Consider the following 12,997-nt stretch of genomic DNA (forward strand, 5'->3'; position numbering starts at 1 on the left):
TTGCTCGCAGCGTGACTCCGATTCCCAGTCCGAACATCTGGCATTGGCCAGATGTGTACGAGGTGGAGAATCGCGCTCAGGACATCGACGGCGCAATCTGGACATCAATGCGTGCGGTTGCAGACTGGGCGGATCGTGACGTCGTGGACGTCGGTTGTGGCGCCGGTTTCCATCTGCCCGAGTTCGCGCGCACTGCGCGCCGGGTCGTCGGTGTCGAACCGCACGCACCTCTGGTGCGATTGGCCCAGGCTCGAACTCGCGACGACGCGAAGATCGACGTCGTTGCCGGGTCTGCGGAATCGACCGGGCTGATGGATTCGTCTGTCGATGTCGTCCATGCGCGCACGGCGTACTTCTTCGGGAAGGGCTGTGGCCGGGGCATCGCAGAGGCGATGCGCATCCTGCGGCCTGGTGGCGCATTGGTGATTGTCGATCTCGATGTCAGTGCGTCGCCGTACGGAGACTGGATGCGAGCTGATCTACCCAAGTACGACGCGGCCGCCGTAGAGGCATTCTTCGAGGCTCAGGGATTTTCACTGAGCCGGGTGGACACCCGATGGGAATTTCGGAATCAGGACGATATGCGCAAGGTTCTGGGGATTGAATTCACCGAGAAAACTGCCTCGCGCGCGTTCTCGGGAGTGTCGGGACTGTCGTTCCCTGTGCGCTATCGCGTGCACGTGCGGTTCAAGCCGCGGTCTTTGGAATTGCTGTAAATCTTCGGGAAAGTCACACGTCAGGCGCTCTTCGTGAGCATGAGCGCCTGACGCAATCTGCACCGATTCAGAACTATGCGGAAATTAGTTGTGAGTCGGGATGTGGAACAGGGTTGCAAGGGCGTGAATCTTCTTTGCCTTTGCCAGTCGCGGCAGGTCACTACCGTCGCGCACGCGTGAGCCGTCCTCGCCGAGATCGTCGATGACGTCCTGCGCCCAGGCGGCGTCGGCAATCGAGGGGCTCAAACCTGTGTTGACGGGTTCTGTTTGTGCCGGTGTCATGCAGAGCTTGCCTGCCATTCCGAGTGACAGCGTGATCGCACAATCGCGTGACAGCAGATCAAGATCGGTACCCAACGTCGGGCCGTCGATGGGAGCGGCAATCCGGGCGGCGCGGCTGGCGATGGTGAGCCGTGAGCGCGGATAGGACATCGATGTAGGGGAGTCGTCCATTCCGGTGTCGCGGCGGAAATCCCCACTGCCGAATGCCAGTCGGAACGTGCCCTCGGTTCGGGCGATTTCCGGTGCTGCCTCCAGTCCGACTGCTGATTCGACGAGAGCAAGAATCTTCGTACCCTCGGGGAGGCGTTCGGCGGTGGCGTCGACCTGCTGACCGCTTTCGGTCTTTGCGAGCATGACACCTTCGAGACCGGGGAGGCCGGACAGTGCGGCGAGGTCCTCTTCCCAGAAAGGTGTGGTGGCATCGTTGATGCGTACCCAGGCACGGGCATGTCCGCTCAAGAAGGCGACGACGTCTTCTCGGGCCCTCGGCTTGTGCGCCGGGGCGACCGCGTCCTCGACGTCGAGGATCACGGCATCGGCCGCGCTGTCGAGCGCGGCGGTGAAAGTGTCCGGTTTGGACGCGGGGACGAGTAGCCATGATCTCGCGTGTTCAGGTGCGATCCGCACGGTCACAGGTCTCTCCATGTGAGTGGTCACAACAGGTCCTTTCCGGTGATTTGTACGACACCAATGATGCCTGGCAGACCACCGATCGACCCAATTGCGTAACTAGATTTCAGTCACAGCTGGCGCTTGGCTGCACGGCGAATCTGAACAATTCGGACACCGCCGGCGAGGGCCATGATGAGGGCGCCGGCAATGGCCGCCAGCAGAATGGTAATTCCCAGTGGGAAGTCCAATTGCCAGGCCAGGATCTTGACCGATACGTTCTCCAGATTTTGCAGGATGAAAACAAGGAGCAGTATCAGCACGATTGCACCGATGACCAGGCCAACCCAGGTTGTTGCCGCGCGAGTTCGGTCGGTGACGGCAGTCCCGCTGGGAGTCGGGGTAGGTGCTGCTGCCGGCTCCGGTTCATGTTTCTCCACGGCCGTCGCATCATCAGCGGCGGGGAGTTGTGGATCGGATCCGAACCCGTCAGCCGGGCCGTACACGGGCGCGTTCGAGGGATCCTCTGGTGTGCTCGACATGAGTTGATCATCACGCACGAACCGCCAACATGCACGTGTTCTCGGCCATCGATCGGCCCGAAGTAGGGGTGAACGCCAAATCAATGGGAGAATGGTGTAACTATGGCTGCCTCTCTTCCCCTCGTTTTCAATGCACCCAAGCGTGGAATGCCCCCTCGGCACCTCGCTGACCTCGACTCCGACGAGCGCAAAGAGGCGGTCAAGGAGCTCGGGCTGCCGGCTTTCCGGGCCGATCAGATCGCCCGCCAGTACTACGCTCGCCTCGAAGCTGATCCCGAGAAGATGACGGATCTGCCCGCAGCGGTACGCGAGAAGGTGGGGGAATCGCTCTTTCCGAGGTTGCTGACACCGGTCAAACACCTCGCCTGCGATGCCGGCGATACCCGCAAGACGCTGTGGAAGGCGCACGACGGCACGCTTCTCGAGAGCGTTCTCATGCGGTACCCCGATCGCGCGACGCTGTGCATCTCCAGCCAGGCCGGCTGCGGAATGGCATGTCCGTTCTGCGCTACCGGCCAGGGTGGTCTCGATCGCAACTTGTCGACCGCGGAAATCGTCGACCAGGTTCGCGACGCCGCTGCTGCTATGCGCGACGGTGAAATTGCGGGTGGACCCGGCCGTCTCTCCAACGTCGTCTTCATGGGCATGGGTGAACCGCTGGCCAACTACAAGCGCGTCGTCGCGGCTGTCCGTCGCATCACGTCACCGGCGCCGGACGGTCTCGGGCTGTCTCAGCGATCCGTCACGGTGTCGACGGTCGGTCTGGCTCCGGCCATCCGCAAGCTCGCCGACGAAGGCCTGAGCGTCACGCTGGCGGTGTCATTGCACACTCCTGACGACGAGCTACGCGATACCTTGGTGCCGGTCAACAATCGGTGGTCGGTGGCTGAGGTTCTGCAGGCCGCGCGGTACTACGCAGATCAGACCGGCCGTCGTGTGTCGATCGAATACGCGATGATCAAGAACGTCAACGATCAGCCGTGGCGCGCGGACATGCTCGGCAAGAAACTCAAGAAAGCCCTCGGCGGACTGGTTCACGTCAATCTCATTCCGCTGAACCCGACGCCGGGAAGTGAATGGGACGCGAGCCCGAAGGACGTCGAGCGGGAGTTTGTTCGCCGCGTCATCGCACAGGGTGTGTCCTGCACGGTCCGTGACACCCGTGGTCAGGAAATTGCAGCTGCGTGCGGTCAGTTGGCCGCCGAAAACTGAAGCGCCCCATAACAAAAGACCTCCACGAACCCAGGGTTCGTGGAGGTCTTTTGTTTGCGTTGGTTATCGCGGGTGGCGACGGACGATCACGTCGCGGATCAAGACGATGGCCATCAAAGCGGCGGTGCCGATCAGCCACAGGTCTTCGACCTTGCCGCTGTGATTGCCGATGATCATCAGAAGCAGGAATGCCGTGAAGAACCATCCGGCGATACGGAAAGTCTTGAGGCTTTCACCACTCCACCCCCATGCGGCAGAGGGAACCTCGGCCTCATCGACATGTGAGACCACGACGGGGGCGCTGGACTTGACGTCCAACTGGGTATCGGCCACGGTCGATCCTCCTGCTCAATAGGTTGCACTACTGCTCAATATGGTGACATACGACCGACCGTCGTACGTAGTGGGGCGTCGATAAGGTTGTTCTCAGGTGTTATCAGCAACAATGGATGCGTGCAGGAAACCACACCCACCCGCGTCCTTCTCCTCGGCAGTACCGGTTCCATCGGTACGCAGGCCCTGGAAGTCATCGCAGCCAACCCCGAACGGTTCGAGGTGGTCGGCTTGGCTGCGGGTGGCAACAACGTCGAGTTGTTGTCCGAGCAGATCAGGGCGACCGGGGTGACAGAAGTTGCGGTGGCGAATCCGGACGCCGCGGATGCGCTCGACGGTGTGACGGCTCGATCAGGGCCGACCGCTGCAGCAGAGTTGGTTCGCGCAAGCGGTGCCGACGTCGTCCTCAACGCGTTGGTGGGATCGCTGGGTCTGGAACCGACCCTGGCTGCTTTGGAGTCCGGCGCGCGACTGGCGTTGGCCAACAAGGAATCGCTGGTTGCGGGCGGCGCACTCGTGACCAAGGCTGCCGCACCCGGTCAGATCGTTCCGGTGGACTCCGAACATTCGGCATTGGCACAGTGCCTTCGCGGTGGCACCGCAGACGAGGTCTCCCGCCTGATTCTCACTGCATCCGGCGGTCCGTTCCGTGGGTGGAGTGCCGAAGCGCTGGAATTGGTGACACCCGAGCAGGCCGGCGCCCATCCCACGTGGTCGATGGGCCCGATGAACACACTCAACTCGGCGACGATGGTGAACAAGGGGCTCGAATTGATCGAGACCAACCTGCTGTTCGGGATCGACTACGACCGCATCGACGTCACTGTCCATCCGCAGTCGATCGTGCACTCGATGGTCACGTTCTTCGACGGCTCTACCCTGGCGCAGGCCAGCCCACCGGATATGAAACTCCCCATCGCGCTCGCCCTGGGATGGCCTGATCGGATTGCGGGCGCGGCAACGGCGTGCGATTTCACGAAGGCATCCACATGGGAGTTCGAGCCCCTCGACGAGACGGTCTTTCCCGCGGTTGCGTTGGCCCGTAGCGCGGGCAAGGCAGGCGGATGTTTCACGGCGATCTACAACGCCGCCAACGAAGTTGCCGCGCAGGCCTTTCTCGACGGTGTCATCACGTTCCCCACAATTGTCCGGACGGTGTCCGCAGTTCTCGACGACGCGTCGGAATGGTCGGCAGAACCGACTACCGTAGACGACGTTCTGGCCGCAGACGGCTGGGCACGCACACGCGCGCGTCAGCTCGTGAAGCAGGAGGGCTAGAGCTTCCATGGTTTTTGCATTGGGCGTCATCCTGTTCGCCCTCGGAATCGGCGTGTCCATCGCCCTGCACGAAGCCGGCCACATGTGGACGGCAAAGGCTCTGGGCATGAGGGTCCGCCGCTACTACATCGGCTTCGGTCCCAAGGTCTTCTCTTTCCGGCGGGGTGAAACCGAATACGGCCTCAAGGCCTTGCCCCTCGGTGGTTTCTGCGACATCGCCGGGATGACGGCGCTCGACGAGATGACGCCAGAAGAAGAACCGCACGCCATGTACAAGAAAGCGGCGTGGAAGCGCGTCGTTGTCATGTCCGGCGGCATCGCGATGAACTTCATTCTCGGCCTTCTGCTGATCTACGGCTTGCTGCTCGGCTGGGGCGTGCAATCGTCGGATCCGGCACCAGCTGTTGTCGAGAAGGTGTCGTGTGTTTCGCCCACGCAGTACGGTCAGGACCGGAGTTGGGGATTGGCGCCCTGCGAAGGCACCGGTCCAGCGGAGGCGGCCGGCATTGCACCGGGCGATCGCATTACTGCGGTCAACGGAACACCAGTGGAAACGTTCAAGGAAGTATCAGCAGCAATCCGCGACACTTCCGGCACGGTTGATCTCACCGTCGAACGCGACGGTCAGACGCTTCAGATTCCGGTTGCCGTGACCTCTGCCGAGCGATACGTCACCGTCGAAGGCAGCACGACACCTGAGCTGACCAAGGTCGGTGCGGTCGGGATTGTCGGAGTCGAGTCGGAACGGGAGCGGTACAACGCACTCACGGCTGTACCGGCCGCTTTCGACTACACCGGCCAGATCATGGTTCAGTCGGTGCAGGCGTTGGCGGATATTCCGTCGAAGGTCGGTGCGCTGTGGGAGTCGGTCACCGGTGGTGAGCGCGCGCAAGACACGCCGATCAGTGTCGTGGGAGCCAGCGTTATCGGTGGTGAAGCGGCGGACCGGGCTGAGTGGCCCACCTTCGTCCTGCTGCTGGCATCGATCAACTTCTTCCTCGGCGTTTTCAACATCCTCCCGTTGCTTCCTCTCGACGGTGGACACATCGCGGTGGTCTTCTACGAGAAAATCCGTGACTGGTTCCGCGCCCGGCGTGGGTTGATCGCCGGTGGGCCGGTGGACTACACCAAGCTGTTGCCGATCACCTACGTGTTCATCGTGATCGGTGGCGCGTTCATGTTGCTGACACTCACAGCTGACATCGTCAATCCGATCAAGATTTTCTGAATGGTGTGATCAGCGCGATCGTTGCCAGGCGCTCGTACAGCCGCAGCCCGGCTAAACTTGCAGTGAAGCTATGAAAGAAGGCACAGACGTGACCACCCCCATCGGTTTGGGAATGCCCTCCGCACCCGCAGCGATTCTCGCTCCGCGACGCAAGACCCGTCAGTTGAAGGTCGGCAACGTAGGTGTGGGTAGCGATTTCCCCATCTCGGTGCAGTCGATGTGCACCACGAAGACTCACGACATCAATGCGACGCTGCAGCAGATCGCCGAACTGACCGCCTCCGGTTGTGACATCGTGCGCGTTGCGTGTCCACGCCAGGAAGACGCGGACGCTCTCGCGACCATCGCGAAGAAGAGCCAGATTCCGGTCATCGCGGATATTCATTTCCAGCCGCGGTACATCTTTGCTGCCATCGACGCCGGATGCGCTGCCGTTCGCGTCAACCCTGGCAACATCAAGGAATTCGACGGCCGTGTCAAAGAGGTGGCCAAGGCTGCCGGTGACGCCGGAATCCCGATTCGTATCGGCGTCAACGCCGGTTCGCTGGATCCCCGATTGATGGCGAAGTACGGCAAGGCCACTCCGGAAGCGCTGGTCGAATCCGCGTTGTGGGAAGCCGGGTTGTTCGAGGAGCACGGCTTCGGTGACATCAAGATCTCCGTCAAGCACAACGATCCCGTTGTCATGGTCGAGGCCTACCGTCAGCTCGCTGCAAAGTGCGACTACCCCCTGCATCTCGGTGTGACCGAAGCTGGGCCCGCATTCCAGGGCACCATCAAGTCCGCTGTGGCGTTCGGGGCTCTCCTGGCAGAGGGAATCGGCGACACCATTCGCGTGTCACTGTCCGCGCCGCCGGCCGAGGAGATCAAGGTCGGCAATCAGATCCTGCAGTCCTTGAACCTGCGTCCGCGCAAGCTCGAAATCGTGTCGTGCCCGTCCTGTGGGCGTGCACAGGTCGACGTGTACACGCTGGCCGACCAGGTCTCCGCGGGTCTCGAGGGCATGGAAATCCCGCTGCGCGTGGCCGTGATGGGTTGCGTTGTCAACGGGCCGGGTGAAGCCCGCGAAGCCGATCTCGGAGTGGCCTCCGGCAACGGCAAGGGCCAGATCTTCGTGAAGGGCGAGGTCATCAAAACGGTGCCCGAAGCCATGATCGTCGAGACTCTCATCGAGGAGGCTATGAAGATCGCAGAAGCCATGGAAGGTGAATCTCCCGACGGCGCACCGGTTGTCACGGTGAGCTGATGAGCTCGTCATCACTGTGAGTTGAGCAATAGCCGGATGAAACCTTCCCGCAAGTTCCCGGTTCGTGGCAATCTGGGTGCACAAGTCTGCGCAGCGCGGGCGCACTGAGAGCGGAGGGGTCAATCAATGCTGAAACTCCTCGGAGCCAAGCCGGTCGGCGGCCGTGATCTCGAGGACGTTCGTCGTGTCCTCGACGCCGACCCTATTGCGTCGTGCATGATCGCCTCTCGGGTAGAAGAATCTGGTGTCGATCCACGCATGATCCACGGTGAGCTGTGGAGCCGCGGCGGCCCGTCGTCGTCGTTGTGTTTTGCCGGTGCCAATCTCGTACCTCTTCGCGGCGACATCGACAGCATTCGCGCGTTCGCGGATCGGGCGTGCCGGATTCCGCGGATGTGCTCGTCGGTGGTCGGTCGCGCCGAGTTGGCCTTGCCGTTGTGGGAGATGCTCGAGTTGGATTGGGGGAGCGCACGGGAAGTGCGCGCCGAACAACCGCTGCTCGCGGTGTCCGAACCCCTTTCATGTCTGTCCGATCCGCTGGTCCGGCAGGTCAGACCTGACGAACTCGACATCTACCTGCCGGCGGCCGTCGCCATGTTCATCGAGGAAGTGGGCATCGATCCCCGCATGAACGACGGTGGACGTGGATACCGTCACCGTGTTGCGAGCTTGATCGCGTCGGGCCGGGCGTGGGCCAGAATCGACGACGGCCAGGTTGTTTTCAAGGCCGAGGTGGGTTCGGTATCGTCACGGTGCGGTCAGATCCAAGGTGTGTGGGTCAACCCCGAATTCCGTGGTCGTGGATACGGAGTGACAGGGACGGCCGCTGTCGCCGAATCGATCATGGCAACCGGCAGGGTCGCGAGTTTGTACGTGAACAGTTTCAACACCGTGGCACGGTCCACGTATGCGCGAGTCGGGTTCCGGCAGGTCGCAACATTTGCGACGGTTCTCCTCGATTGAGTCGTGCCTAACGCTGCTCTGAGATTGTCTCGACTTAGTATGGGGTCCGATGAACACTCGGACTTTCGCGCGTAGCCGCTCCGCTCAATTCCTGGCGTCCTGCACTGCTGTTCTTCTGGCCGTGGGGGTTAGCTCGTGTACTCCGAAGCCTGCGGGTCCTGAACCGGTTGCTCAGCAGTTCTTGAGTGCGTTTGCCGACCGGGATATCGAGGAAGCAGCGGGGTTGACGGATCGACCGGATGCCGCCGGAGTTGTGTTGAACGATACGTGGGACGAGTTACAGGCCGAGTCGATGACGGCGGAGACCACCAGGGTCAAGATCAACGGCGATACCGCGACGGTCGGCTACACCTACGTCTGGCACCTGCCGAAAGAGCGCGTCTGGACGTACGACGGCGAGATGCAGATGGGCCGCAAGGACGGAGGCTGGTCCGTCCGTTGGAGTTCCACCGACGTCCACCCGAAACTCGGTGACAAGCAGACTATGTCGCTGCGGTCGAAACCGGCGCCCCGGGCTCGGGTCAACGAGCATTCGGGTACCGATGTTCTGGTTCCGGGAACTGTGTACCGGGTCAAGTTCGATCGCTCGAAGAGTTCCGACGTCGTTGGTGCGGCAAATGCCTTGGCGGCGACGTTGGTTCAGTTCGATTCCACGCTGTCCGGTCAGTCGATAGCGGAGTCGTCGACGGCGGTGAAGGGTGACTATCTGGTCACGCGCTTGCGTAGCGACGACTACGAGCGGGTAGCGGCGCAGTTGGCCGGTATTTCCGGGGTGAGCGTGTCCGACGAATCGGATCTGGTCTCCACGGACCCTGAATTCGCGCCGGATCTGTTGGGGCAGATCAAGAAGACGATCATCGACGAGGTGGACGGCAAGGCCGGGTGGAGCGTCGTGACGGTCAACCAGAACGGAGTGGACAGCGATATCCTGACGGAGACTGCGCCGCAACCGGTTCCGTCGTTCACGATCAGTCTCGACCGCAATATTCAGATCGCGGCGCAGCGCGCCGTCAATGTGAACGCGGATCAGGCGATGATGGTGGTGATCGAAGCGTCCACGGGCGCGATCCTGGCGGTAGCCCAGAACAAGGCGGCGGACCGTGACGGTCCGGTCGCGACAACGGGTCTGTACCCGCCTGGTTCCACGTTCAAGATCGTGACTGCGGGTGCGGCAATTTCCGGTGGGCAGGCGACACCGGAGACGATGGTGCCGTGCCCCGGTCGCATCGAGATCGGTGAGCGCAGTGTGCCGAACTACAACGAGTTCTCGCTTGGCACGGTGCCGATGGCAACGGCGTTTGCCCGTTCGTGCAATACAACTTTCGCGAAGCTCGCCAGCGAGATGGAACCCGAAGCCTTGACCACTGCGGCAGCGCAGTTCGGCATCGGCCCGGATTACAACGTGGTGGGGTTGCCGACCGATTCCGGTTCCGTCCCGCCGGCGCCGGATCTGGTGCAGCGCACCGAAGACGGTTTCGGGCAGGGTCTGGTGGTTGTCAGTCCGTTCGGTATGGCGTTGGCTGCGGCGACGGTGGCCCATGGGTCCACTCCGGTGCCGCAACTGATTTCGGGTCGCGAAACCACCATCGACGGTGAGCGCACGTCCATCAGTCCGGAGATGGTGGACGGGTTGCGCGGCATGATGCGCTTGGTGGTAACGAGCGGTACGGCTGAGCGCGTCGAGGATCAGGGTGAGGTGTACGGCAAGACCGGTGAGGCCGAGGTCGACGGCGGCTCTCACGCGTGGTTCGTCGGTTATCGGGGCGACTTGGCTTTTGCGACTCTGGTTGTGCGCGGCGGAAGTTCGGACAATGCTGTGGGCGTGACTCGGGATATGTTTGCCGCTCTCCCGGAGGGCTACTGACGTCAGGGCAGTATGCCGAGTCGCCGTGCGGTCACTACCGCTTCGTGACGCGAGCTCGCGTCGAGCTTGCCCATTGCGCTTCTCAGGTAGCTCTTCACAGTCTCGGCGCTGACTGAGAGACGCTGTGCTGCTTCGACGTTGGTGCATCCCAGGGCGACCTGGGAGAGGACGTCGATTTCGCGTGGCGTCAGGGTCACGGCAGCGGCGATGTCGCGGTCGGCAGGGCGAAGGATCGATGCAAGGCGTTGCGACAGTCCGCGGAGTTTGATCTGCAGATCGGTATCCGTGACGCTGTTGGCGACGCTGCGCAGTTCGGCGTGCACGTCGCGAATTTCTTCGGTGGACATTCCATCGCTGCTGGCGGCCGACGCGGCCTGCAGGAACTGAAGGCGGCGGTCGACTTCGTCGCGGATCGCGAATTCCATACCCAGTCGACGGGAGGCGGACACCATGACGTCGCCGGCGCGGTCGCCCAGTGGGGCACTCTCGCGGATTGCAGCATAGAGCACCGCTCGGGATTTGCCGGCGACCATGACCGGCACGGCGATGATGGAGTGCAAACCCTCGCTCAGCACGGGCCGATCGAAATGATGCGTGATGGACTGCGAATTGCCGTAGTCGTGAACCAGGATCGGTGCCCGCTGCGCGACGGCGCGGCCGCCCATGCCGGAGCGTGGCGGGATGGCGAGGCCCTTGAGATTGTTGGTGCGGGTACCGACGAACTCGGTGAGGTGCAGGGTCTCGCCCTCCACCTCGCCGCCGAAGAGCACGGGAACAACGCCTTGAGAGGCGATCGAACGGAGTTCGCTCCGCATGGCGTCCCCGTCGCGGGGGCGTAGAAGAGGCGATGAACTTCGGGTCACGCCGCACCCCTTTCCGGGGGTAGTGAAGTTGCCTTGTGAGCTAGATCATAAGTGGTGGACACTGCGTATGACGAGTCGGTGATCAAACCCGCCGACCCACAATACGACCATGAAAAAGGAGCATGTTGATGAGCACCGATCCCACGGCGCGGGTGCGTGAGCTTTTGGATCAGTACGACACCCCAGGCGCCAGCGCCGCAGAACTGCTCTGCGACCGGCACCCCGCGGACGGCGTTGCCTTCACCGTTGTCGAGGCAGACCTTAGCTCAGTGGACCTCACGTACGGGTACCTACGTGAGCAGTCTGCCCGTTTTGCTGCGGCACTGTCGGACCTCGGAGTCGAACCGGGCGACCATGTTGCGACACTCATGGGCAAGTCCGCGGATTTGGTTGTCGCGTTGCTCGGGATCTGGCGTCGCGGCGCAGTTCACGTGCCGTTGTTCACGGCGTTCGCCGCTCCGGCGATTGCGTTTCGGTTGACTGCCAGCGGCGCGAAGGTCGTCATTTCCGACGCGAATCAGCTGGACAAGTTGGCGCCGGGCGAGGATATTCCCGCCGACGCACCGTGGCGGATCATTGTCGCGGGTGGCGCGCTCGGCGACGAGTTGGACTTCGCCGCCCTGGTCGCGGCGCAGGATGCCGATGATCCGAAGGGTGCCGCGCAGGCCGTCGGCGGCAGCGGTCCAATGGTGCAGTTGTTCACCAGCGGCACCACGGGAACGCCCAAGGGTGTGCCGGTTCCGGTGCGTGCCCTGGCGTCGTTCCACGCTTATCAGGAGTTCGGTCTCGACGTCCGCGCGGACGACGTGTTCTGGAACGCCGCTGATCCGGGCTGGGCGTACGGTTTGTACTACGCGTTGCTCGGACCGTTGGCCGCCGGCACTCGAAGCCTGCTGCTGCACGCCGGTTTCTCGGCACCGTTGACGTGGCAGATCATCGAGAAGTTCGGTGTCACCAACTTTGCGGCAGCACCGACGGTGTACCGCAGCCTGCGCGCCGACAAAACGCCTGTCCCCGCTGGTATCTCGTTGCGGCGCGCGTCGTCCGCCGGTGAGCCACTGACTCCGGATGTTGTTGCCTGGTCCAAGGATTCGCTGGGCGTCGAGGTTCGTGATCACTACGGCCAGACCGAGCACGGCATGTTCATCGTCAACGCGTGGGCCGACGGTCTGCGCGCGGACGTGCGCCCTGGTTCCATGGGTCTGCCGTTGCCGGGCTGGTCCACTGCTGTGCTGGAAGACAATTCAGACGAGATTGCGCCGGCCGGAACGCCGGGACGGGTGGCGATCGACACTCACAACAGTCCGCTGATGTGGTTCACCGGCTACGTCGACGCACCCGAGAAGACGAAACAGCGCTTCACTGAAGACGGACGTTGGTACATCACCGGCGACGCGGGCATGACGGACGAGGACGGTTTCTTCTTCTTCTCCTCGCGCGACGACGACGTCATCATCATGGCGGGCTACCGCATCGGCCCCTTCGACGTCGAGAGTGTGCTGGTCATGCACGAACATGTCATCGAGGCTGCCGTTGTGGGCATGCCGGACGAGTTGCGCGGTGAGGTTCTCGAGGCGTTCGTCGTTCTGCGTGAAGACGTCGAGGGTGACGACGCGCTGGAGAAGGAACTGCAGACGCTGGTGAAGAAGAAGTTCGCGGCGCATGCGTACCCGCGGACGGTGCACTTCGTTCCGAGCTTGCCCAAGACGCCGAGTGGCAAGGTTCAGCGGTACATCTTGCGTAAGGGATAAATCTTGCTGTGCGCCGTTGTTTAAAGCCGGCGGGTTAAAAAATCGCCCCTCATGGTAATGGTAGCCGGGTACAGCCCCCCACCAGAATGGGGGTGAAGGTGGATTGCACC

Annotated in this window: 12 protein-coding genes; 8 read left to right on the forward strand and 4 right to left on the reverse strand. The window is 62.4% G+C overall.

What is annotated here, in order from left to right:
• Positions 1 to 11: 11 nt before the first annotated feature.
• Positions 12 to 716: a class I SAM-dependent methyltransferase gene (locus ACFRFQ_RS18620; protein ID WP_378660532.1), complete on the forward strand. Its 705-nt coding sequence runs from the start codon at positions 12 to 14 to the stop codon at positions 714 to 716.
• Positions 717 to 800: 84 nt separating this feature from the next.
• Here the strand turns inward: ACFRFQ_RS18620 and ACFRFQ_RS18625 are convergent, their stop codons facing one another.
• Positions 801 to 1,643: an HpcH/HpaI aldolase/citrate lyase family protein gene (locus ACFRFQ_RS18625; RefSeq protein WP_378660645.1), complete on the reverse strand. Its 843-nt coding sequence runs from the start codon at positions 1,641 to 1,643 to the stop codon at positions 801 to 803.
• Between the two features lie 95 nt (positions 1,644 to 1,738).
• Positions 1,739 to 2,149 carry a lipopolysaccharide assembly LapA domain-containing protein gene (locus ACFRFQ_RS18630; protein WP_378660535.1) on the reverse strand — a complete coding sequence of 137 codons (411 nt, stop codon included), beginning with the start codon at positions 2,147 to 2,149 and terminating at the stop codon, positions 1,739 to 1,741.
• 102 nt (positions 2,150 to 2,251) lie between these two features.
• Between ACFRFQ_RS18630 and rlmN the strand changes: the two genes are divergently transcribed.
• Positions 2,252 to 3,361 carry a 23S rRNA (adenine(2503)-C(2))-methyltransferase RlmN gene (gene rlmN / locus ACFRFQ_RS18635; RefSeq protein WP_138873047.1) on the forward strand — a complete coding sequence of 370 codons (1,110 nt, stop codon included), beginning with the start codon at positions 2,252 to 2,254 and terminating at the stop codon, positions 3,359 to 3,361.
• Between the two features lie 63 nt (positions 3,362 to 3,424).
• Here rlmN and ACFRFQ_RS18640 read toward each other — a convergent pair whose 3' ends face one another.
• Positions 3,425 to 3,694 carry a DUF2631 domain-containing protein gene (locus ACFRFQ_RS18640; RefSeq protein WP_033236516.1) on the reverse strand — a complete coding sequence of 90 codons (270 nt, stop codon included), beginning with the start codon at positions 3,692 to 3,694 and terminating at the stop codon, positions 3,425 to 3,427.
• Between the two features lie 120 nt (positions 3,695 to 3,814).
• Here ACFRFQ_RS18640 and dxr point away from each other — a divergent pair, with 120 nt between their 5' ends.
• The 5 genes from dxr to ACFRFQ_RS18665 all read left to right on the forward strand — a co-directional run bounded on the left by dxr (position 3,815) and on the right by ACFRFQ_RS18665 (position 10,273).
• Positions 3,815 to 4,972 carry a 1-deoxy-D-xylulose-5-phosphate reductoisomerase gene (gene dxr / locus ACFRFQ_RS18645; RefSeq protein ID WP_378660539.1) on the forward strand — a complete coding sequence of 386 codons (1,158 nt, stop codon included), beginning with the start codon at positions 3,815 to 3,817 and terminating at the stop codon, positions 4,970 to 4,972.
• A gap of 7 nt (positions 4,973 to 4,979) precedes the next feature.
• On the forward strand, positions 4,980 to 6,200 hold the full coding sequence (locus ACFRFQ_RS18650) for a M50 family metallopeptidase (RefSeq protein WP_378660542.1): 1,221 nt from the start codon (positions 4,980 to 4,982) through the stop codon (positions 6,198 to 6,200).
• A gap of 88 nt (positions 6,201 to 6,288) precedes the next feature.
• Positions 6,289 to 7,446, forward strand: coding sequence for a flavodoxin-dependent (E)-4-hydroxy-3-methylbut-2-enyl-diphosphate synthase (gene ispG / locus ACFRFQ_RS18655; protein WP_092808598.1), 1,158 nt, complete (start codon positions 6,289 to 6,291; stop codon positions 7,444 to 7,446).
• Between the two features lie 126 nt (positions 7,447 to 7,572).
• Positions 7,573 to 8,409, forward strand: coding sequence for a GNAT family N-acetyltransferase (locus ACFRFQ_RS18660; RefSeq protein ID WP_378660544.1), 837 nt, complete (start codon positions 7,573 to 7,575; stop codon positions 8,407 to 8,409).
• Positions 8,410 to 8,458: 49 nt separating this feature from the next.
• On the forward strand, positions 8,459 to 10,273 hold the full coding sequence (locus tag ACFRFQ_RS18665; RefSeq protein ID WP_378660547.1) for a penicillin-binding transpeptidase domain-containing protein: 1,815 nt from the start codon (positions 8,459 to 8,461) through the stop codon (positions 10,271 to 10,273).
• A 2-nt stretch (positions 10,274 to 10,275) separates the two neighbouring features.
• On the opposite strand, the gene ACFRFQ_RS18670 is transcribed toward ACFRFQ_RS18665, so the two are convergent.
• Entirely contained in the window at positions 10,276 to 11,088 is an 813-nt protein-coding gene (locus ACFRFQ_RS18670) for a LuxR C-terminal-related transcriptional regulator (RefSeq protein WP_378660647.1), read from the reverse strand.
• A 176-nt stretch (positions 11,089 to 11,264) separates the two neighbouring features.
• On the opposite strand from ACFRFQ_RS18670, the gene ACFRFQ_RS18675 reads away from it, so the two are divergent.
• The gene (locus tag ACFRFQ_RS18675; protein ID WP_378660550.1) at positions 11,265 to 12,887 is read left to right on the forward strand and encodes an AMP-binding protein; all 1,623 of its coding nucleotides are present in this window, start codon (positions 11,265 to 11,267) and stop codon (positions 12,885 to 12,887) included.
• Positions 12,888 to 12,997: the final 110 nt, after the last annotated feature.

It is taken from the genome of Rhodococcus sp. NPDC056743 (assembly GCF_042790355.1).
Taxonomy (GTDB): Bacteria; Actinomycetota; Actinomycetes; order Mycobacteriales; family Mycobacteriaceae; genus Rhodococcus_F.